General features: G+C 64.5%; 19 protein-coding genes and 2 riboswitches. Of the genes, 8 read left to right on the top strand and 11 right to left on the bottom strand.

Going from position 1 to position 19,801, the window contains the following annotated elements; genetic code table 11:
* Positions 1–31 precede the first annotated feature (31 nt).
* On the top strand, positions 32–466 hold the full coding sequence (locus OSH12_RS18890; RefSeq protein WP_380224974.1) for a BA14K family protein: 435 nt from the start codon (positions 32–34) through the stop codon (positions 464–466).
* Between the two features lie 255 nt (positions 467–721).
* Here OSH12_RS18890 and dps read toward each other — a convergent pair whose 3' ends face one another.
* Positions 722–1,204 (bottom strand): DNA starvation/stationary phase protection protein Dps, encoded by a 483-nt coding sequence (dps, locus tag OSH12_RS18895; protein WP_266345161.1) that lies wholly within the window; start codon positions 1,202–1,204, stop codon positions 722–724.
* 220 nt (positions 1,205–1,424) lie between these two features.
* On the opposite strand from dps, the gene OSH12_RS18900 reads away from it, so the two are divergent.
* The 3 genes from OSH12_RS18900 to OSH12_RS18910 all read left to right on the top strand — a co-directional run bounded on the left by OSH12_RS18900 (position 1,425) and on the right by OSH12_RS18910 (position 4,190).
* On the top strand, positions 1,425–2,435 hold the full coding sequence (locus OSH12_RS18900) for a zinc-binding alcohol dehydrogenase family protein (protein ID WP_266345162.1): 1,011 nt from the start codon (positions 1,425–1,427) through the stop codon (positions 2,433–2,435).
* Between the two features lie 102 nt (positions 2,436–2,537).
* Positions 2,538–3,599 carry an aldo/keto reductase gene (locus tag OSH12_RS18905; RefSeq protein WP_266345163.1) on the top strand — a complete coding sequence of 354 codons (1,062 nt, stop codon included), beginning with the start codon at positions 2,538–2,540 and terminating at the stop codon, positions 3,597–3,599.
* Positions 3,600–3,632: 33 nt separating this feature from the next.
* Positions 3,633–4,190: a glyoxalase superfamily protein gene (locus tag OSH12_RS18910; protein ID WP_266345164.1), complete on the top strand. Its 558-nt coding sequence runs from the start codon at positions 3,633–3,635 to the stop codon at positions 4,188–4,190.
* Positions 4,191–4,235: 45 nt separating this feature from the next.
* Here OSH12_RS18910 and OSH12_RS18915 read toward each other — a convergent pair whose 3' ends face one another.
* The 4 genes from OSH12_RS18915 to OSH12_RS18930 all read right to left on the bottom strand — a co-directional run bounded on the left by OSH12_RS18915 (position 4,236) and on the right by OSH12_RS18930 (position 7,863).
* Positions 4,236–4,871, bottom strand: coding sequence for an outer membrane protein (locus OSH12_RS18915; RefSeq protein ID WP_266345165.1), 636 nt, complete (start codon positions 4,869–4,871; stop codon positions 4,236–4,238).
* Positions 4,872–5,089: 218 nt separating this feature from the next.
* Complete coding sequence (locus OSH12_RS18920; protein ID WP_266345166.1) at positions 5,090–6,355, bottom strand: glycerate kinase type-2 family protein; 1,266 nt, start codon at positions 6,353–6,355, stop codon at positions 5,090–5,092.
* A 70-nt stretch (positions 6,356–6,425) separates the two neighbouring features.
* Positions 6,426–7,043, bottom strand: coding sequence for a hypothetical protein (locus OSH12_RS18925; RefSeq protein WP_266345167.1), 618 nt, complete (start codon positions 7,041–7,043; stop codon positions 6,426–6,428).
* 34 nt (positions 7,044–7,077) lie between these two features.
* A complete protein-coding gene (locus tag OSH12_RS18930; RefSeq protein ID WP_266345168.1) occupies positions 7,078–7,863 on the bottom strand; it encodes an SDR family oxidoreductase in 786 nt (261 codons plus the stop codon).
* Positions 7,864–8,106: 243 nt separating this feature from the next.
* Between OSH12_RS18930 and OSH12_RS18935 the strand changes: the two genes are divergently transcribed.
* Positions 8,107–8,913 carry a 2-keto-4-pentenoate hydratase gene (locus OSH12_RS18935; protein WP_266345169.1) on the top strand — a complete coding sequence of 269 codons (807 nt, stop codon included), beginning with the start codon at positions 8,107–8,109 and terminating at the stop codon, positions 8,911–8,913.
* A 168-nt stretch (positions 8,914–9,081) separates the two neighbouring features.
* Here OSH12_RS18935 and OSH12_RS18940 read toward each other — a convergent pair whose 3' ends face one another.
* Positions 9,082–10,167 carry a 2'-deoxycytidine 5'-triphosphate deaminase gene (locus OSH12_RS18940; protein ID WP_266345170.1) on the bottom strand — a complete coding sequence of 362 codons (1,086 nt, stop codon included), beginning with the start codon at positions 10,165–10,167 and terminating at the stop codon, positions 9,082–9,084.
* 252 nt (positions 10,168–10,419) lie between these two features.
* A riboswitch (SAM riboswitch) is annotated at positions 10,420–10,500 on the top strand.
* 59 nt (positions 10,501–10,559) lie between these two features.
* On the opposite strand from OSH12_RS18940, the gene OSH12_RS18945 reads away from it, so the two are divergent.
* Both OSH12_RS18945 and hemA read left to right on the top strand, forming a co-directional pair.
* Entirely contained in the window at positions 10,560–11,756 is a 1,197-nt protein-coding gene (locus OSH12_RS18945) for an O-succinylhomoserine sulfhydrylase (RefSeq protein WP_266345171.1), read from the top strand.
* Between the two features lie 246 nt (positions 11,757–12,002).
* Positions 12,003–13,292: a 5-aminolevulinate synthase gene (hemA, locus tag OSH12_RS18950; protein WP_266345172.1), complete on the top strand. Its 1,290-nt coding sequence runs from the start codon at positions 12,003–12,005 to the stop codon at positions 13,290–13,292.
* 246 nt (positions 13,293–13,538) lie between these two features.
* Here hemA and OSH12_RS18955 read toward each other — a convergent pair whose 3' ends face one another.
* From OSH12_RS18955 to mscL, 3 genes are all read right to left on the bottom strand, one after another.
* Complete coding sequence (locus OSH12_RS18955; RefSeq protein ID WP_266345173.1) at positions 13,539–14,486, bottom strand: homoserine O-succinyltransferase; 948 nt, start codon at positions 14,484–14,486, stop codon at positions 13,539–13,541.
* Between the two features lie 42 nt (positions 14,487–14,528).
* Positions 14,529–14,636: riboswitch (SAM-I-IV-variant riboswitch) on the bottom strand.
* Between the two features lie 355 nt (positions 14,637–14,991).
* Positions 14,992–16,164, bottom strand: coding sequence for a pyridoxal phosphate-dependent aminotransferase (locus OSH12_RS18960; RefSeq protein WP_266345174.1), 1,173 nt, complete (start codon positions 16,162–16,164; stop codon positions 14,992–14,994).
* A gap of 243 nt (positions 16,165–16,407) precedes the next feature.
* Complete coding sequence (mscL, locus tag OSH12_RS18965; protein WP_266345175.1) at positions 16,408–16,818, bottom strand: large conductance mechanosensitive channel protein MscL; 411 nt, start codon at positions 16,816–16,818, stop codon at positions 16,408–16,410.
* Positions 16,819–17,029: 211 nt separating this feature from the next.
* Between mscL and apaG the strand changes: the two genes are divergently transcribed.
* A complete protein-coding gene (gene apaG, locus OSH12_RS18970) occupies positions 17,030–17,422 on the top strand; it encodes a Co2+/Mg2+ efflux protein ApaG (protein ID WP_266345176.1) in 393 nt (130 codons plus the stop codon).
* 465 nt (positions 17,423–17,887) lie between these two features.
* Here apaG and OSH12_RS18975 read toward each other — a convergent pair whose 3' ends face one another.
* Entirely contained in the window at positions 17,888–18,874 is a 987-nt protein-coding gene (locus tag OSH12_RS18975) for an Hsp33 family molecular chaperone (protein WP_266345177.1), read from the bottom strand.
* Complete coding sequence (gene argF, locus OSH12_RS18980; RefSeq protein ID WP_266345178.1) at positions 18,874–19,797, bottom strand: ornithine carbamoyltransferase; 924 nt, start codon at positions 19,795–19,797, stop codon at positions 18,874–18,876. Before argF ends, OSH12_RS18975 begins: the two co-directional genes overlap by 1 nt.
* Between the last annotated feature and the right edge of the window lie 4 nt (positions 19,798–19,801).

Here is a 19,801-nt window from a genome sequence, read left to right on the forward strand (position 1 = left end):
CGCGTTTCTGGCCTCTGTGCCGATTCCGGCAATGGCGGCACCGATAATGGCGTCACCCATGCCTGCCCTTCCGGACTCCACCAGCAACGTCATCGACATTCGGCATGGTGGCCCGCACCGGGATTATGTCCGTCGTCCCGGTTATCGTCCCGGCTACCACCCTGGTTACCGGCCCGGCTATCGTCCGGGCTACCGCCCAGGTTATCGGCCGGGCTATTGGAACGGCCACTATGGCTATCGCTATCAGCGGCCCGGCTATCGCTACTATAATGGCTGGTGGTATCCGCTTGCCGCCTTCGGCGTCGGCGCCGCAGTCGGTTCGGCGATCGCCCAGCCCTCTTATGGCGGCGGCTATGCCAGCGCCCATTATCAGTGGTGCGAGGATCGCTACCGTTCGTATCGCGCCTCGGACAACACGTTCCAACCGAACAACGGCCCGCGCCGCCAGTGCGTCTCGCCCTACTAGAGTAGATCTGTCTGGGTCGAACCCGACTTTTCACCTCTCCCTCAGGGAGAGGTCGGCTCGAAGAGCCGGGAGAGGGTTTAGGGAACTATCCGGTGAGGCCGTAAACCCTCACCCGCCGACCTCTGGCCGTCGACCTCTCCCTGAGGGAGAGGTGAAGAAGATGGATCTTGCTCCAGCAAGACGCACCGCCCGATACGACAAAGCCCGCCGATTGGCGGGCTTTGTTTTGGGATGCTTCGTAGCGAAGGCTGGTTCCTACACTTCGCGATGCGATTCCAGGAACCAGAGCGACTTGTCGAGGCTGCGCGAGAACGCGGTCAGGATGTCGGCCGTGTCGGCGTCGCCGATATCCGCTGCCTTGTCGATGCCCTTGCGGACCTCATTCGCGACCTGGGCATAATGCTCGATCAGCTGCGCCAGATGGTCCTTGATCGCCGAAATATCGGTCGGATAGGGCTTGAGCTTCGTCGCCGAGGCGACCGCCTGCGTCGTTCCGAGCGCGAACCCGCCCAGCTGCACCGCCCGCTCCGCGACGGTATCGACATGACCGTCCAGATCGGCGCGGAACGTGTCGAGCATTTCGTGGATGGCGATGAACTGAGGGCCCTTGAGGTTCCAGTGCGCCTGCTTGGTCACCAGCGCCAGATCGATGCCATCGGCGAGAACCGCATTCAGCAGTTCGATCGCGGCGGTCTTGGTGTTGGACTTGAGATCAATCGCTGTTTTCCGGGGCGGCATCGCCATCTCCATTATTGAATTTAGCAGTCATATATCGAGCAACCGAAGCGAGAGAACAAGTATCCCGCACGCACAAATGCGCCCAACAGGGTTCCCCTGCAACTGCTGCCTTCAACGCACGAGCCGGCCTTTGGCTCCCTCGATCGCCATTCCCGACTGGCCGCGGCGATCCGGCTGCGCTAGGACCATCGCGACTGGGGAATTTGTCGAAGAGGACTGTATGAAAAGCGTGATCTGCGTGGAACCGGGACGGCTGGACTATGTCGAGCGGCCCGCTCCGGAAGCACCCGCCGCCGGTTGGGCGACCGTCGACGTCAAGCATGTCGGCATTTGCGGCACCGATTATCACATCTTCGAAGGCAAGCACCCCTTCCTCGAATATCCGCGCATCATGGGCCATGAGCTCTCCGGCGTCGTCTCCGCCGTCGGCCCCGGCGTTGCGCTCAAGGTCGGTACGCCGGTCGTCGTCAATCCCTATATTTCCTGCGGTCATTGCGTCGCCTGCCGCAAGGGCAAGCCGAACTGCTGCACGGCGATCAAGGTGCTCGGCGTCCATACCGATGGCGGCATGGCCGAGCAGATCGTCATGCCGGAAGGCAATCTCTACCCGGCCGAGGGCCTGTCGCTGCGCGACGCGGCGATGGTCGAGTTCCTGGCGATCGGCGCCCACGCCGTTCGCCGCGCGCAGCCGGAGGGCGGCCGCGCGCTCGTCGTCGGCATCGGTCCGATCGGCCTTGGCGTGGCGATCTTCGCCCGCATCGCAGGGCTTGAGGTAACGCTGCTCGACTCCAGCGAGGAGCGGCTCGCCTTTGCCCGCGACACGCTCGGCTTCAAGAACACGGCCCTGACCGGCCCGGACGCGCAGAAGACGCTGATGGCGGAGACCAACGGCGACGGCTTCGACGTCGTGTTCGACGCCACCGGCAACGGCCAGGCGATCGAGGCAGGCTTTGCGATGGTCGCGCATGGTGGCGCCTATGTGCTGGTCTCGATCGTCAAGGACCGGATCTCGTTCTCGGACCCCGAGTTCCACAAGCGCGAGATGATGCTGATCGGCAGCCGCAACGCCACCAAGATCGATTTCGACCACGTCGTCGCCTCGATCAAGGCCGGTCTCGTGCCGCTCGACGCGCTGGCAACGCACAGCACGACGCTCAACAAGCTGACCACCGACATGCCGCTCTGGAGCCATGACAAGCGCGGCCTGATCAAGGCGATCATCACCATCTGACCGTTTGCCGCGTAGCCCAATTCCGCTTTGACAGCGCTGTCCCAATGCAGGACGGTGCTGTCAAACTTCAGCGGAATCACCGCAACGGCAATGGAGCGGACGATGGAATATCGGCAACTCGGCAATTCGGGACTGTTGGTCTCCGTGCTCACCATGGGCACGATGACCTTCGGTCGAAAGGGCGGCTTCGCCAAGGTTGGCGACATCACCGAGGTCAAGGACGCGCAGCGCCAGATCGACATGGTGATCGACGCCGGCGTCAATCTGCTCGACACCGCCAATGCCTATTCGGGCGGCGAGTGCGAGGAGATCATCGGCAATGCGCTGGGCGGCAAGCGCAAGAACGGCGTCCTGCTCGCCACCAAGGCGCGCTTCGCCATGGGCGACGGTCCGAATGATCGGGGCCTGTCGCGCTACCACCTGATCCGCGAATGCGAGGCGAGCCTGCGCCGCCTGAAGACCGATGTCATCGATCTCTACCAGGTCCACCAGTGGGACGGCTTGACGCCGCTGGAAGAGACGCTGGAAGCGCTCGACACGCTCGTGCGCCAGGGCAAGGTCCGCTATGTCGGCTGCTCTAATTTCTCCGGCTGGCACATCATGAAGGCGATGGAAATCGCCCGCCGCGACAACCGCATTCCCTTCGTCTCGCAGCAGATCCACTACACGCTGCAGGCGCGCGAGGCCGAGCAGGAGCTGGTGCCGATCACCATCGACCAGAAGCTCGGCATCCTCGTCTGGAGCCCGATCGCCGGCGGGTTGCTGTCGGGCAAGCATCGTCGCGACAAGGAAACACCCAAGGACAGCCGCCTGTCGCAGGGCTGGACCGAGCCGCCGATCCACAATTGGGACCGCCTCTGGGACATCGTCGACGAGCTGGTTTCGATTGCCGACGCGCGCGGCGTCTCCGGTGCGCAGGTCGCGCTGGCCTGGCTGCTTGGCCGTCCGGGCGTCACCTCGGCGATCATCGGCGGCCGCACCGACGCGCAGTTCAAGGATAACCTCGCCGCCGCCGACCTGAAGCTTTCGGCGGAAGAACGCGCCCGGCTCGACAAGGTCAGCCAGCAGCCGCTGAACTATCCCTACTGGCACCAGGCCGCCGCAGCCAGCGATCGCCTCGGCCCCGCCGACCTCGCCTTCCTGCAGCCCTATGTAAACGGCTGAGACACAGCATTTCGAACCCGAAAAAGGCCCGGCATGACCGGGCCTTTTTTTATCTGCAACCGTCACGCCCTGCTGACTGATCGGAACACCGGAGGTGTCGAGCACCGGGACGGTTTCGCCGCGGTCGACAAACGATCTTTGCAGCCGCCGCACGGGCAGCTACCCTGCGCCAGGCGGCAATTTGCAGGTTGGCCCTTGATGAGCGACCCGGTCCTGAAGTCCTTCGTCCCGATCCTGTTTGTTCGCGACGTATCCAAGAGCGCGGAATTCTACCGAGGGAAGCTCGGTTTCAAGATCGACTTCCTCTATGGCGAGCCGCCATTCTACGGCTCGGTATCGCGCGGGGCGGCTGCCTGCCTCCACCTTCGCTGCGTCCATCAACCGAACTTCGCGGAACTTGCGGCGCGGGAATTGTCCTTGATCCTCGCCACTGTCGAGGTCTCCGATATCCAGCGGCTTTTCGAGGAGTTCAGGGCGCGCGACGTGGAATTTGCCCAAACGCCGACCCGACAGCCTTGGGGCGGAACGGACTTTCACGTCCGCGATCCCGACGGAAACGTGATTTCCTTTGTCGCGTACGACAGGATCTAGCGCGCCTCTGCGGGACGGTGGACTTCCACGCATCCCGCGATGGGTTCAGAACTTGTAGTTCAGGCCCGCCTTGACCGCGTTGGTGGTCACGCCGACATCCGACTGCGCCGGTGTGCCTTCGAAAACGGTCTTGTTGCCGAGATCGACATAGTCGTATTCGAGACGGCCGGTAAGGTTCTTCGTGAAGCCGTATTCGACGCCGGCGCCTGCCGTCCAGCCGACCGCCCACTTGCTGTCCGAGCCGAGCCCGGCCTGTGTGGCCTCAAGGTCGCCATAGGCGACGCCGCCCTTGCCGTAGAACAGCCACTTGTCATAGGTGAAGCCGATGCGCCCCGTGGTCGAGCCGATCCAGTTCAGGTCGATCGAGGCAGGGCCGGCCGTGTCGCTCAGGCCGCTATAGGCGATATCCGTCTCGAAGCCGACCAGCCACGGATTGGCCTGGAAATTATAGCCGACCTGCGCGCCGAAGAGGCCGCCGCTCAGGCTGTCGAGGAAATCGGCGTCCTTGGTGCCGCTGCCCCAGCCAAAGCCGCCATGCACACCGGCGTAAAAGCCGTTCCAGTCAAAACCGGCCGGAGCCGCGGGGGCGACGGGGAGAGGCTGCTCATACGAAATGTCGGCAGCCGAAGCCGCGCCCGAAAGCGCCAGCAAGGCGGCGCCCGCCAAAAGTAGATGCCTCATCACATACCCTCTCGACCAAACTTCGTCGAACACGCCACCCGGACCCAGACTGCCGCCGAAAGAAGGCGTCATCTTGGCTCTTGGAGTCCAGAGATCGGTATCGGCGACGCTCTCGTCAAGACAAGCAGCCGTGAGGGTGACGAAGAGTCATCCATAGCGGCATCGCTGCAACAGAAGTTCGATCGAATTTCGAACGATCCGGACAGTCGCGAAGACGCTCAGCGAATGAGGATGGCCCGGAAATCATTGACGTTTGTCAGCGTCGGGCCGGTGACGACGAGCCGGTCGAGCGCGTCAAAGAAGCCATAGCCGTCATTGTTGGCAAGGCGGGCGACGGGATCGATTCCCTTCGCCTTCGCCTCGTCGAGAATGCCCGCATCGATCCAGGCGCCGGCATTGTCTTCGGAGCCATCGATGCCGTCGGTATCGCAGGCAATCGCCGCGATGCCCTTGTGGCCGCCAAGCGCCACGGCCAGCGCCAGCAGGAACTCGGCATTGCGGCCGCCCCTGCCCCGCCCCCGCACGGTGACGGTGGTCTCCCCACCCGACAGGATCACGCAGGGCTTTGCCACCGGCTGGTCATGCGCCGCCGCATAGGTCGCAATCGCCGCCAGAACGCGCGCCACGTCGCGGGCCTCGCCTTCCAGCGCATCACCGAGCACCAGCGGCGTCAGGCCGATGGCGCGCGCCGCTTCCGCCGCCGCATCCAGCGCCATTTTGGGCGTTGCCAGCATCTCCACCGCGCCACCCTGGCCGGCCGCGACCGCGTTGGCGCGGATCGCCGCCTCGATGCGCGGTTCGATCGCGATGTTGTATTCGGCCAGAATCGCCAGGGCGCCGTCCGGGTCGGAGGCCTCCGGAATGGTCGGGCCGGAGCCGATCGCGCCGGGATCATCGCCCGGCACGTCGGAGATCAGATAGGTCACGATTTTCGCACGCGACGCCGCGGCGGCCAACCGGCCGCCCTTGATGGCAGAAAGCGCTTTGCGCACGCGGTTCATCGCGCCGATGGGCGCGCCGCTCTTCAGCAGGGCCCGGTTCAACGCCTGCTTGTCCTCTAGCGTCAGCCTGGGGGCTGGCAGCGCCAGCAGCGACGACGCGCCACCTGACATCAGGAAGACGACGAGATCCTCCGGCCCTGCCGAGCTGGCGATATCGAGGATGCGCTGCGCGGCCGCCATGCCGGCAGCGTCGGGAACCGGATGCGAGGCTTCCACCACCTCGACGAAGCGGGTCGGCGCGCCATGGCCATAGCGGGTGACGGCGAGACCTTCCGGGGCCGGATTACCGGCCGCTTCCCACGCATCCTCGAACGCCCGCACCATCCGCGCCGCACCCTTGCCGGCGCCCAGCACGATCGTCCGGCCCTTTGGCGCCACCGGAAGACGTCCTTCGAAGCGGCCATCCGGTAGGGATGCCGCCAGCGCGGCGTCGAATAGAGCCTGGAGAATGGCCCCGTCGGGCGAATTCGTGTCGAGCGTCATCACATGCCTGTCTGCGAAAGGGCCGATTGCAGCGAGTTCATTCCGTCTCAGCGGTCACGACCGACGTCCATCACCGGACAGGCTCGATCCGCAAAGTGCCGACCAGCGCCTCGAACAGCGGAAGCGCCCTGTCGATTGCCGTTGCGGTCGTGGCACAGGAAAGGCTGATTCGATAGGCCGGGGTTTCCGCGATGGCGACGTATTGCCGGACATGAGCGTGACCGCGACCGAAACGGGGCGTCGTAAGGGCCGCAACGCCGCGCAGACCGCCACCAAACGCGACCGGCTCGACGAAATCGATATGGCCCAGCAGGCCGAGCGACGAGCGCATCGACTGCATCTGCCGATCGATCATCTCCGGCGCGATCAACGACGCCTGGTCCAGCGCCTGAACCTCGTCCGGCTGCGTCTTCAGCCCGACGCCGCACAGGTTCTTCGACGTTCCGGCGCGGGGAATTTTCTGGCTGTCGACATCGATGACGAAATCATGCCCATGATGGCCGCGCCGCTTGCCGACGACGAGCAGCGACGGCGCCGTGAAGGCAAGCCCCGTCGCTTCGTCGTGAAAATCCCGATTGACGGGCGGTGAGGGAATTTTGGCCGCCATGGCGACCGTCGCACCGGCGCCGATGCCAACAGCAAGCAGCGCCGTCAGGACGGCGCCGCACCGGCGGGCGCTCAGCAACACGATCCCGCAAGGGCTATCCGCGCGGATCGACAAGCTAGTCGCGCACGCCGACGACATAGTCCTGGATCTGATCGACGATGGCGCCGGTCATCGGGATGGCCGCGTCGCTCATCAGGAACAGCGCCAGACGGGCCACGTCTTCCGGCTTGATCAACCGGCCCCAGGGCATCATCGCCTCGGCCTCTTCCAGCCAGCCCTCGCCCTTGCCGAGCTTGACCGCCTGCATCTCGCGCTCGCCCGGCGTATCGGCCCAGCCGAGATTGATGCCGTTGACGCTGATACGGTCGAAACGATGCGAATGGGCGGCGTTCTTGGTCAGGATCGACAGAGCCGCCTTGGACGAGGCATAGACGCCAAGCTCCGGCGTGCCGCCATAGGCGTTGACGGAGAGGATGTTGACGATGGTGCCGGGCGCGCCGCGGCCCTTCAGATGCCGGATGACGCCCTGCATCAGGAACATCGGCGTGCGCACATTGGTGGCGAACACCGTGTCGAAGAAGTCGATGTCGGCCTCGGCGATCGAGCCGCGATCCGTGCTGGCAGCGGCATTGACGAGGCCGTCGACGTGATCGAAGCGATCGAGCGTCGCGTCGATGACGATCTCGGCCGCATCGGAATCGGAGAGATCGACCGAGACGAAGCCACCGCCGACGCCAAGCGCCTCCAGCTCGGCCACGACCGCCGCGCCGCGCTGCGGATTGCGCCCGACCAGCATCACGCCTTCCGCGCCGGAGCGCGCCGCCTCCAGCGCCACGGCCCGGCCCACGCCCTGCGTGCCGCCGGTTACCAGAAGGATCTTGCCGTCTACGCGCGCTTCCATCGTCTCTTCCCTGCTCGATTTCGCCGTTGGCCAGCGGATTTCGTTGTTCAGACTTGCCCGTCCATAGTTCAGACTTGCCCGTCCATAGTTCAGACTTGCCCATGGCGCGCCGTCGCGGCACGCTGAGCCGAAGGGGCGAGAACAAGATTTGCGCGCGATCCTAGCCGGGCTCGTCCGGGCTATGCAACTCGTGCGCGACAGATCTCCCCCTGCCTGCCGTCATGCCTCGCAAACGAGATCGCCATGCCCTCTGCTTCCGCCCCGCCGCTCGACCAGGCCGCCGACATGATTGCGGCGGCGCGCATCGGCCGCGCGCCGCTCGACCTGCTGCCCGAGGCGATCCGCCCGGCCGACGAGACGGGCGCCTATGCGCTGCAGGCCGCCGTGCACCAGCACCTCGCGAAAGACCGCTATGGGCGGCGGATCGGCTGGAAGATCGGCTGCACGACGCCGGTGATGCAGACCTATCTCGGCATTCCCAACCCCTGTGGCGCCGGCCTGTTCGAGGGCACCAAGCATCGTTCCGGCGCGACGGTTTCGGCGGCGGACTTTTGCCATGTCGGCATCGAATGCGAGATCGCTGTAAAGCTCAGCCGCGACCTGCCGGCGCAGGCGACGCCGTATCGGGCGGAGGATGTCGCGGGCGCGGTCGAGAGCGTGATGGCGGCGATCGAACTGGTCGACGACCGCTATGCCGACTGGCGCAAGACCGATACGCCGACGCTGATCGCCGACGATTTCTTCGCCGCCGGCTGCGTGCTCGGCGAGCCCTTGTCGCCGGCGGATGCGCCGGATCTCGCCGAGGTCGTCGGCGTCACGACGATCAACGACATCGAGGTCGGCCGAGGGCGGGGCGCGGATGTGCTCGGCCATCCGTTCGCGGCGCTGGCCTGGCTCGCCAACAACCTGTTGGCGCAAGGCGAGATGTTGCGAGCGGGCGAGATCGTGCTGACCGGAAGCCTGGTCGAAACGCGCTGGCTCAACGCCGGCGACCGGGTCGCGATCGCGATCTCCGGGCTTGGCGAGGTGACACTGACGGTTTCGGAATAGCGGCAGACAATGCAGCCCCTTCACCTCTCCCTAAGGGAGAGGTCGACGCACGAAGTGCGGCGGGTGAGGGTTTAGGGAACCATCCGGAGAGGCCGTAAACCCTCACCCGGAGCGTCGCTCCGACCTCTCCCTCAGGGAGAGGTGAAGGAAGGGCGCTATCCGGCCACCCTACCGGAAATGTTTCGAGAGCTTCAGGCCCTGGGCCTGGTAGTTGGAGCCGAGGTCGCTGCCATAGAGCTTGGCCGGGCGTTCCGACATCGTCTCGTAGACGAGACGACCGACCGTCTGGCCGTGCTCGAGGATGAACGGCACTTCATGGCTGCGTACTTCGAGCACCGCGCGGCTGCCGGCGCCGCCGGCTGCCTGATGGCCAAAGCCCGGATCGAAGAAACCCGCATAGTGAACGCGGAATTCGCCGACCAGCGGGTCGAAGGCGACCATCTCGGCGGCGTAATCCGGCGGCACATGCACGGCTTCGCGAGAGACGAGGATATAGAACTGATCGGGATCGAGGATCAACTCGGCCTTGCCGCGCACCGGGATCGGCTCCCAGTAATCGAGCACGTCGCAGGCGGCGCGGCGGTCGACATCGACGACGCCGGTGTGGCGCTTGGCGCGATAGCCGATGATGCCGTTCGAGCCTTCGAGGTCGATCGAGAGCAGCAGGCCGCCCGACGCGCGAAACGCGCCGTCGACGAGCGGCTCGCGGGCGTTGAGCGCCGAAAGCTCCGTGTCGGTCAGGTGCGTGTCACCGCGACGAAACCGGATCTGCGACAGACGCGAGCCGGTGCGGGCGACGATCGGGAAAGTGCGCGGGGAAACTTCCAGATAGAGCGGCCCCTGATAGCCGGCCGGAATCGTGTCGAAGGATTGCGCCCGGTCGGTGATGACGCGGGTGAAGATGTCGAGCCGGCCGGTCGAGGATTTCGGATTGGCCGAAGCCTGGATATCGGCCGGCAGCGCCAGCCCTTCGAGCAGCGGCACGATGTAGACGCAGCCCGTCTCCAGCACGGAGCCATGGCTGAGATCGATCTCGTGCAGGGTGAGTTCGGCGAGGCGGTCCTTCACCAGCACGTTCGGGCCGGGCAGGAAGCTGGCGCGCACACGGTAGGCGACGGCGCCGAGGCGAAGATCGAGGCTTGCCGGCTGCACCTGATCGGCATCGAGCGGCCGGTCGATGAGGATCTGGCCGGCCGCGAGGCTGGCCCGGATCTGCTCCGCCGAAAGAATTCCGATTGCTGCCTTGTCCGTCATCTCACCCGTTCCCCAACTCTAGTCAGCAATCCGTTATGTCTTCACCTCTCCCTGAGGGAGAGGTCGACGGCGAAGCCGGCGGGTGAGGGTTTAGGGAAGGCTCCGGTGAGGCCGTAAACCCTCACCCGGACCTTACGGTCCGACCTCTCCCTCAGGGAGAGGTAAAGAAACCTGCGACACTCGGCTCCGAACGGTTGTCCTCCTTATCCGAACTGCCCGTTGACGCCAAGCCGCCAGAGGCATATCAAAAAACACATCTACCGTGGTCTATTTGAGCCGACCGGCTTGCCGCCACGTTAAACAATGTCGCTAAAAGGTCGGTTGCCGGAAATCCGACATCCGATTTTTGCCCGACCTCGCGTCGGGTTTTTCTTGATCGGGATAAGAAAAGCATGTCCGAAGCCAAGTCCAAACGCCCCCGCCGCCCCGCCACCGACCTCGTGCATGGTGGCGTCCTTCGATCGCAATTCGGCGAAATGTCCGAAGCGATGTTCCTGACCCAGGGCTTCGCCTACGACACCGCCGAAGCCGCGGAAGCGCGCTTCACGGGCGAGGATCCGGGCTTCATCTATTCGCGCTTCTCCAATCCCACCGTCGCGATGTTCGAAGAGCGGATGCGCCTGCTGGAGGGTGCTGCCGCCGTGCGCTCGACCGCCAGCGGCATGGCCGCCGTCACGGCCTCGCTGATGTGCATGCTGAAGGCCGGCGACCACGTCGTCGCCGCCAAGGCGCTGTTCTCGTCCTGTCTCTACGTCGTGGAAGACCTGCTGCCGCGCTTCGGCGTGCAGTCGACGCTGGTCGACGGCACCGATTTGAACCAGTGGCGCGACGCCGTGCGGCCGAACACCAAGGCGTTCTTCCTCGAAAGCCCGACCAACCCGACGCTCGAAGTGCTGGACATCGCCGAGATCGCGAAGATCGCGCATGAGGGCGGCGCGCTGCTGATCGTCGACAACGTGTTTGCCACGCCGATCTGGCAGCAGCCGATCAAGCTCGGCGCCGACGTCGTCGTCTATTCCGGCACCAAGCATATTGACGGCCAGGGCCGCGTGCTCGGCGGCGTCATTCTTTCGGCCGATGAAGCCTATGTCACCGACCACCTGCACAATTTTCTGCGCCAGACCGGCCCGACCCTGTCGGCCTTCAATGCCTGGGTTCTGCTGAAGGGCCTGGAGACGCTGGATATCCGCGTCCGCCGCCAGACCGAGAGCGCGGCGAAGATCGCCGACGTGATCGCCGCCCATCCGAAGATTGCGCGGCTGATCTATCCCGGCCGCGCCGACCACCCGCAGGCCGACGTGGTCAAGAAGCAGATGGGCGCCGGCTCGACGATGATCGCCTTCGAGGTCGATGGCGGCAAGGAAGCGGCGTTCCGCGTCGCCAGCGCGCTGGAGGTCATCACGATCTCCAACAATCTCGGCGACGCCAAGAGCCTGATCACCCACCCCTCGACGACGACGCACCAGCGCCTGACCGAGGAAGCCCGCCTCGGCTTCGGCATCACGCCGGGCATGCTGCGGCTTTCGATCGGCCTGGAGGATCCCGCCGACCTGATCGAGGACATCCAGCTGGCGCTCGATCAGGCCTGATCGCGCTCGGATCCCTATCCAAAAAGCCACCGGAACGCGCCCGTTCCGGTGGCTTTTTGACATCCGGACAAGCGCTGGAGCCGCCTCCAGATCAGAAAAGTTGCAAGATGCGCTAAATTGCGCAGTGGCGGCGCAGACATGTCCATGATTATTGACGCCAAGTTGACTGCCGCCAAGCCAGACGCCGTTGGACTCGCTTCGATTCTTCGGATAGTTTGGAATTCATCCAGGAAGCGGGCGCTGCTGATGGACTATCAATCTTTCTTCGTGGACGCGATCGACGCTCTCCACTCCGAGAAGCGCTACCGCGTCTTCGCCGATCTCGAACGCATCGTCGGTCGTTTTCCGCACGCGGTCTGGCGCTCCGAGCGCGGCGCGCGCGAAATCACCATCTGGTGCTCGAACGATTATCTCGGCATGGGCCACCATCCCGACGTCGTCCGCACCATGGCTGAAACCGCGCAGGGCCTGGGCACCGGCGCTGGCGGCACGCGCAACATCTCCGGCAACAGCCATCCGCTCGTCGAGCTGGAAGCCGAACTGGCCGACCTGCACGGCAAGGAAGCCGGCCTCGTCTTCTCCTCCGGCTTCGTCTCCAACGACGCCGCCATCTCGACCATCGCCAAGCTGCTGCCCGACTGCCTGATCCTGTCGGATGAGCTGAACCATGCCTCGATGATCGAGGGCATCCGTCGCTCCGGCGCGCAGAAGCGCATCTTCCGCCACAACGACCTCGAGCATCTCGAAGAGTTGCTCAAGGAAGCCGCCCCCGGCCGCGCCAAGCTGATCGTCTTCGAAAGCGTCTACTCGATGGACGGCGACATCGCGCCGGTCTCTGGCATCTGCGACCTGGCCGAGAAATACGGCGCCATGACCTATATCGACGAGGTCCACGCGGTCGGCATGTACGGCCCGCGCGGCGGCGGCATTTCCGAGCGCGACGGCGTGATGCACCGCATCGACGTCATCGAGGGCACGTTGGCCAAGGCATTCGGCACGTTTGGCGGCTACATCACCGCCAGCCGCGCCGTGGTCGACGCCGTGCGCTCCTATGCGCCGGGCTTCATCTTCACGACGGCGCTGCCGCCGGCGATCGCCGCCGCGACGACCGCCTCGATCCGCCATCTCAAGGCCTCGCAGGTCGAGCGCGATCTGCAGCAGAAGCACGCGCAACTGACCAAGTCGGTGCTGATCCATGCCGGTTTGCCGGTGATGCCGTCCGAGACCCACATCGTGCCGCTCTTTGTCGGCAACCCGGATCTCTGCAAGCGCGCCTCCGACATGCTGCTCGAAGAGCACGGCATCTACATCCAGCCGATCAACTACCCGACCGTGCCGCGCGGCACGGAGCGGCTGCGCATCACGCCGACGCCCTGCCATGATGAAAAGCTGATCCTCGGCCTGCGCGATGCGCTGGTCGATGTCTGGCACCGCCTCTGGCTGCCGCTCGGCCGCACCGCGCCGGCCGATGCCGGCCGCATGGTCGCCAATGGCGGCAACTCGCGCTTCGACCTGTTCCCGCCCGCCGGCGGCTGAACGGATCTCCTTCGACATAAAAAAGGCCCGCCGATCGCTCGGCGGGCCTTTTTGCTTAAGATGAAATCACTGCAGTCGCTTGCCGTCACCTCTCCCTGAGGGAGAGGTCGACGCACAAAGTGCGGCGGGTGAGGGTTTACGGCCTCACCGGAAAGTTCCCTAAACCCTCACCCGGAGCGTCGCTCCGACCTCTCCCTCAGGGAGAGGTAAAGAGAGGCCTCTAACCCAGGAGCAAGAACCGATGGACTAGGCGGCGACCTCCGCCGCCTCGCTCTGGCCGATGCGGCTGATGTCGAACGGCACCGTCTGGTAGATGTCGTTGATCCAGTTGCCGAACAGCAGATGCGCGTTGCCCCGCCAGTTGTTGACCGGCGGCTGCGACGGATCATCCTTGCGGAAATAGCCGGCCGGAATCCCGACCTCGACCTTCGCCGCCACGTCGCGGAAATACTCGTCACCAAGCGAATTGGTGTCGTATTCGAGATGGTTGAACATGTGCAGGGCGCGATGGCGGGGGTCGGCGAGCAGACACAGCCCCGTCGCGTCGCTCTCCGCCAGCACGATCACGCCGCTGTCGCGCGGGATCTCGCTCTTGCGCACTTCCGACCAGCGCGACACCGGCACGGTGAACTCATCGGCCAATCCGCGCAGAAAGGGCGAGGCCGAAGCCGAGGCCGGAACCTGATGCGGGAAGATGCCGAACGCCTTCGCCGGCAGATCATATTTCTGCATGCCGTGGAAATGATGCACGGCCGCCTGCGCGCCCCAGCAGATGTTGAACGAGCGATGCACATGGGTCTGCGTCCAGTCGAAGATGCGGCGCAGCTCGTCCCAGTAGGTCACTTCCTCGAACGGCATCCGCTCGACCGGCGCACCGGTGATGATGAAGCCGTCGAAGCGCTCGTCCTTCACCTCTTCCCAGGGGCGGTAGAAGGAAAGCATATGCTCGGCCGACGTATTGCGCGGGGCGTGATCGGTGATCTGGACAAGCGACAGCTCGATCTGCAGCGGCGTCGCGCCCAGCAGGCGCGCGATCTGCGTCTCCGTGCTGATCTTGTTGGGCATCAGGTTGAGCAGGCCGATCTTCAGCGGCCGGATATCCTGGCGCATCGCATCCGCCGCGCGCATGACCATGACGCCTTCGGCTTCAAGCTTGCGGCGGGCTGGCAAATCGTCGGGGATCTTGATCGGCATTTCGGCATCGTCCTGTCTGGAAGAGCCGACGCTTTTGTGTGACTGGGTCCGTTTGGTTGCCGGATCGGCCACATCCTCCCTTGCGGGAGTGCCACCTTGCCCGGAAAGGCAGGTTGGCGTCGGGCGTCGGCCCAACTCTTGATGTAGCTCATGATTTATCCGAGCCAAGGCCCGTTGGCAACAGGGTCCAGCAACGGCTGCCATCGAGACGATCGCAGGGCGCGGTCGGGATAGAGGCCTGGGATGAAACGCGAACTCAAGTGCGGGCTCGGCTTAGCCCACACGCTCGCCGTCATCCTCGCGAAGGCGAGGATCCATACAGCAGCGCCCTGTCCCGACAACCAAAAGTCTTCGCCACCGACGCTCAACAACCCGGATGCATGGATCCTCGCCTTCGCGAGGATGACGGCGGAGGGAGTCGAGACGTTTTGGGCGAAAGCCCTCAGGATGCTGGAGGTGGGTGTCTGGCAAGACCGCCGGACACCCAAGCCTGAAGCCAAAGACCCTACTTCGCGAGCCAATCCGCCAGACGGCGCGTCGCTTCGCGCAGTTGGTCCGGGTTGCGGAGATAGCAGAGCCGCATGAATCCCGCCCCGCCTGCGCCAAAGGCATCGCCCGGTGCGAGACCGACATTGGCCTCATCGACCAGCTTCAGTGCGAGCTTCCGCGTGTCCGGCTCGCCGTCGACGGCGAAGAAGGCGTAAAACGCGCCGGCAGGCCGCACGAGGCGGACGCGACCCGTCTTTTCGAGGCCGGAACAGACGATCTCACGCGCTTCCTCGGCCCGCTTGCGCTGGAAATCGATGAAGGCGTCGCCCTGGTCGAGTGCTGCGACAGCCCCGCGCTGCAGGAATTTTGGCGTGCCGGAGCTCGAATACTGGATGAGGTTTTCGATCACCTGGCCGAAGGCAGGCGGCGCCGACAGCCAGCCAACGCGCCAGCCGGTCATCGCCCAGTTCTTCGACATGGTGTTGACGTAGAGGATGCGGTCGTCCGGCTCGGCGATGTCGTAGAAGGAAGGCGAGCGCTCGCCCTCATAGAAGAAGCGCGTATAGACCTCGTCCGAGACGATCCAGAGGCCCTTAGCGCGGGCGAAATCGAGGATCGCCTGAAGCTCTTCGCGTGTCGCCGTCCAGCCAGTCGGGTTGCACGGCGAATTCAGGAACAGCGCCTTCGTCCGCGGCGTGACGGCGTCGAAGTAACGGTCGAGATCGAGCGTCCAGCCGGCATTGCCATAGGTCAGCGGCACCTCGACGACCTTGGCGGCGCCGACTTCCGCGGCGGCGGCGAAATTGGGCCAGGCCGGCGTCGGCACGACGACTTCATCGCCATGGCCCGCGACCATGCGCAGCGCGATCTGGATCGCCGGCATGCCGCCGGACGTGACGAAGAAGCGCTCGGCATCGAACGGGCGGCCATAGAGGCGCTCGTGATAGCCGGCCAGCGCCTGCCGCAATTCCGGAATTCCGCGCTGGTGGGTGTAGAAGGTCTCACCGGCCGCCAGCCCTGCCTGCGCCGCTTCGCTGATGAAGGCGGGGGTCGAGAGGTCGCCCTCGCCGACCCAGAGCGGGATCAGGCCTTCGCGGTCACGACCGTAGTTGAAGACCTCGACGATGCCGCTTTCCGGAGCTTCGCTTGCTTCCGGGCGCAGCGTATTCAATGCGGAATGGACTGACACGCACGTTTCCAGTTTTGCAGGCGCCTGTCCGGGAGACCCAAAGTCCTTCAGATCAAGGCGCCGTTTCGGAGGATGTCGCGAATTGGCTCGACCGGGCGTTTCGAGCGCCCGACCAAAAGCTTCTAAAGCTCAACCAAGAGCTTCTAGATCTCAATCGAGAGCTTGTAACTCCCAACCAAGACAAAACGGCGGCCAAGGGGCCGCCGCATGCTGCGCCAGATGGCGCTATCGGTATGCCGCTGATTACCTCTTGGCGAGCAGGTCGCGGATTTCACGCAGCAGCGCCACGTCTTCCGGCGTCGCCACCGGAGCCGGCTCGACCGCCTTCTCGCGCTTCAGGCGGTTCATGCCCTTGACCAGCAGGAACAGAATCCAGGCGATGATGATGAAGTTGATCACCAGCGTGATGAAATTGCCGTAGGCGATGGTCGCGCCAGCCTTGCGGGCGGCTTCGAGGTTCGTCTGCGGGTCGCCAGCGAGCTGGATGAACTTGTTGGAGAAGTCGATGCCGCCCGTGATCACGCCAACGATCGGCATGATGAGGTCGTTGACGATCGAATTGACCAGGCCGCTGAAGGCGACACCAATGATGATACCGATGGCCAGGTCCATCACGTTGCCCTTGAGGGCGAACTCCCGGAATTCCTTCAGCATTGAACGTTCCTTCTCGCCAGGCCGGCGTTTGCAATAATGATCAACTACAACTGCGACTATAGCGCACGTCTTCGTGCAACGGAATGTGCAGGTCGGATTGTCGATGGCCTACTCGCGCGGTACGGCGAGCTAACCATGCGGCGTCACGCACGATTGACGCCCCGCCTCGCTTGGCGTTATGAGCCACGGAACATTTTCGAAAAGAGCGCCGATGTACCGAACTGTCACGCGATCGATCCAAGTGACCGTGCAGCCGAGTTTCGTCGAGGACGATTCGTCGCCCGGCGAAAACCGCTACGTCTGGGCCTACACGATCGAAATCGTCAATCTGGGGCTTGAGAACGTCCAGCTGCGCTCGCGCTTCTGGCGGATCACAGACGGCAAGGGCCGCACGGAAGAAGTGCGCGGCGTCGGCGTCGTCGGCAAGGAGCCGTCGCTGAAGCCGGGCGAGAGCTTCGAATATACCAGCGGCTGTCCGCTTTCGACGCCCTCGGGCATCATGGTCGGCACCTATCAGATGCAGACCGAGAGCGGCGAGTTGTTCTCCGTCGAGATCCCGGCCTTCTCGCTCGACATCCCCAACGCCCGCCGCGTTTTGCATTAGGGCAAGATCCATCTTCCTTGAAGCATCCTTCTTCACATCTCCCTGAGGGAGAGGTCGACGGCCAAAGGCCGGCGGGTGAGGGTTTACGGCCTCACCGGATGGTTCCCTAAACCCTCACCCGGCTCTTCGAGCCGACCTCTCCCTCAGGGAGAGGTGAAAAGTCGGGTTCGACCCAGATGGATCTCGCTCTAGTCTAGGGGCTCCGAGGTTCGCCTCGACGCGAATGCCCGCCTCCGCCGTCATCCTCGCGAAAGCGAGGATCCATACAGCGGGGGTTTTGGGCATTGATGGCTCGAACTCTCGGAAATTCCCGAGGCTTCGGATGGATGGATCCTCGCTTTCGCGAGGATGACGGCGAGCGAGTTGCGATCACGACGCGTCGGTAGCCAGCAAGGCATGAAGCGCAGCCCCGCCCCCTCGCCCGCTTGCGGAAGAGGGACGGGGTAAGGGCTCTTACTCAGGCCCTCAGCCCAAGAATTCCTGCGGGTCGAAATCATACTTCGCGCCGCAGAATTCGCACGTCACCGAGATTTCGCCATCCTCGATGCTGTCCGTGATCTCTTCGGCCGAGAAGCTCGACAGCACGCCCTGGATGCGGTCGCGCGAGCACGAGCACTTTTCACGCACCGGAATCGGGTCGAAGACCCGCACGCCGCGCTCATGGAACAGGCGATAGAGCAGCCGTTCCACCGGGACCTCGGGATCGATCAGCTCGTGATCCTGCACCGTGGAGACGAGAGAGACCGCTTCGGCCCATTCGTCCGCTTCCTCGCCATCGGCATCATGGCCTTCCGGGGCGTCGCCGCCCGGCAGGTCGCGCTGCACGCCGATGGACGCCTGCGGCAGGAACTGCACCATCATGCCGCCGGCGCGCCAGCTATGCGCCGTCCCGCCGTCTTCGCGGGTGATCATCTCGGCCACGCCAAGGCGGACGAGGGTCGGGATCTGTTCCGACTGCGCGAAATAGATATGCGCCACCTCTTCCAGGCTGACGCCGTCCAACTGGACGATGCCCTGGTAGCGGCTGCTGAACTCGCCCTGGTCGATGGTCATCGCCAGGATGCCCTTGCCGAGCAGCAGTTCGGGCTTGGACAAGCCATCCTTGTCCATCTCGGCGACCCGCTCCTTGTTGAAGCGGGCATAGGCGCGGATGTCACCCGACGTGCGGTAGTCGACCACGAGCATGTCGACCGGGCCGTCCGTCTGCGTCTGCAGCAGGAACTGGCCCTCGAACTTCAGCGACGAGCCGAGCAGCACGGCGAGCACGACGGCCTCGCCGAGCAGCTTCGACACCGGCAGCGGATAGTCGTGGCGCGCCAGCAGGGCCGACAGCGCCGGCCCCATCTGAATGGCGCGACCGCGCACGTCGAGACCGTTGACCTCGAAAGGCAGAACGGCATCGTCGCCCGCCGGATCGATCGATCCCGGGCCCAAAGTTTCGATATCAACCATCAAAGCGCCTCCGGGCCGCCCAGGCACCAGGCCAGGATGCCCTTCTGTGCGTGCAGCCGGTTTTCGGCCTCGTCGAAAACGACCGATTGCGGTCCATCCATGACTTCGGCCGTCACCTCCTCGCCGCGATGGGCGGGCAGGCAATGCATGAACAGCGCATCCTTCTTGGCGCGCGACATCAGGCGGGCATTGACCTGGTAGGGCTTCAGCAGATTGTGCCGACGCTCGGCCTCGCTGTCGCCCATCGACACCCAGGTGTCGGTGACGATGCAATCGGAATCTGCTGCCGCGTCCTCGGCATCCTCGCCGGCGATCACCTCGCCGCCATTCGTCCGCGCCCAGTCGAGCAGCTTGTGCGGCGGCGCAAGCTCCTCCGGCGTCGCGATCTTCAGGCGGAAATTGAAGCGCGCGGCGGCGTGAACCCACGACGCCATGACGTTGTTGCTATCGCCCAGCCAAGACACCGTCTTGCCGGTGATCGGCCCGCGATGCTCCTCATAGGTGAGGATATCCGCCATGATCTGGCAGGGATGCGAGCGGCGCGTCAGCCCGTTGATGACCGGCACGGTGGCGTTGGCCGCCAGTTCGGTCAGCGAGTCATGGTCGAGGATGCGGATCATGATGCCGTCGACATAGCGCGACATGACGCGCGCCGTGTCGGCGATTGTCTCGCCGCGGCCAAGCTGCATCTCGGCGCCGGTCAGCATCAGCGTCTGGCCGCCAAGCTCGCGCATGCCGACATCGAAGGAGACTCGCGTACGGGTCGAAGGCTGCTCGAACACCAGCGCCAGCACCTTGCCGGCCAAGGGACCGACGCCGTCGCGCGCACCGTTGCGCGTCGACTTGATGCGCTTGGCGCCTTCCATGATCTGTCTGAGCGTGGCGGAATCAAATTCCGTCAGGTCGAGAAAATGCCGAACCATGATG

Source organism: Kaistia terrae, assembly GCF_026344005.1.
GTDB lineage: Bacteria > Pseudomonadota > Alphaproteobacteria > Rhizobiales > Kaistiaceae > Kaistia > Kaistia terrae.

Bases quoted from the DNA above. Each gene is read 5' to 3' on its own strand.
- OSH12_RS18890 (WP_380224974.1), top strand. From the start codon at position 32: ATGGCGGCACCGATAATGGCGTCACCCATGCCTGCCCTTCCGGACTCC.
- dps (WP_266345161.1), bottom strand. From the start codon at position 1,204: ATGCCGCCCCGGAAAACAGCGATTGATCTCAAGTCCAACACCAAGACC.
- OSH12_RS18900 (WP_266345162.1), top strand. From the start codon at position 1,425: ATGAAAAGCGTGATCTGCGTGGAACCGGGACGGCTGGACTATGTCGAG.
- OSH12_RS18905 (WP_266345163.1), top strand. From the start codon at position 2,538: ATGGAATATCGGCAACTCGGCAATTCGGGACTGTTGGTCTCCGTGCTC.
- OSH12_RS18910 (WP_266345164.1), top strand. From the start codon at position 3,633: ATGACCGGGCCTTTTTTTATCTGCAACCGTCACGCCCTGCTGACTGAT.
- OSH12_RS18915 (WP_266345165.1), bottom strand. From the start codon at position 4,871: ATGAGGCATCTACTTTTGGCGGGCGCCGCCTTGCTGGCGCTTTCGGGC.
- OSH12_RS18920 (WP_266345166.1), bottom strand. From the start codon at position 6,355: ATGACGCTCGACACGAATTCGCCCGACGGGGCCATTCTCCAGGCTCTA.
- OSH12_RS18930 (WP_266345168.1), bottom strand. From the start codon at position 7,863: ATGGAAGCGCGCGTAGACGGCAAGATCCTTCTGGTAACCGGCGGCACG.
- OSH12_RS18935 (WP_266345169.1), top strand. From the start codon at position 8,107: ATGCCCTCTGCTTCCGCCCCGCCGCTCGACCAGGCCGCCGACATGATT.
- OSH12_RS18940 (WP_266345170.1), bottom strand. From the start codon at position 10,167: ATGACGGACAAGGCAGCAATCGGAATTCTTTCGGCGGAGCAGATCCGG.
- OSH12_RS18945 (WP_266345171.1), top strand. From the start codon at position 10,560: ATGTCCGAAGCCAAGTCCAAACGCCCCCGCCGCCCCGCCACCGACCTC.
- hemA (WP_266345172.1), top strand. From the start codon at position 12,003: ATGGACTATCAATCTTTCTTCGTGGACGCGATCGACGCTCTCCACTCC.
- OSH12_RS18955 (WP_266345173.1), bottom strand. From the start codon at position 14,486: ATGCCGATCAAGATCCCCGACGATTTGCCAGCCCGCCGCAAGCTTGAA.
- mscL (WP_266345175.1), bottom strand. From the start codon at position 16,818: ATGCTGAAGGAATTCCGGGAGTTCGCCCTCAAGGGCAACGTGATGGAC.
- apaG (WP_266345176.1), top strand. From the start codon at position 17,030: ATGTACCGAACTGTCACGCGATCGATCCAAGTGACCGTGCAGCCGAGT.
- OSH12_RS18975 (WP_266345177.1), bottom strand. From the start codon at position 18,874: ATGGTTGATATCGAAACTTTGGGCCCGGGATCGATCGATCCGGCGGGC.
- argF (WP_266345178.1), bottom strand. From the start codon at position 19,797: ATGGTTCGGCATTTTCTCGACCTGACGGAATTTGATTCCGCCACGCTC.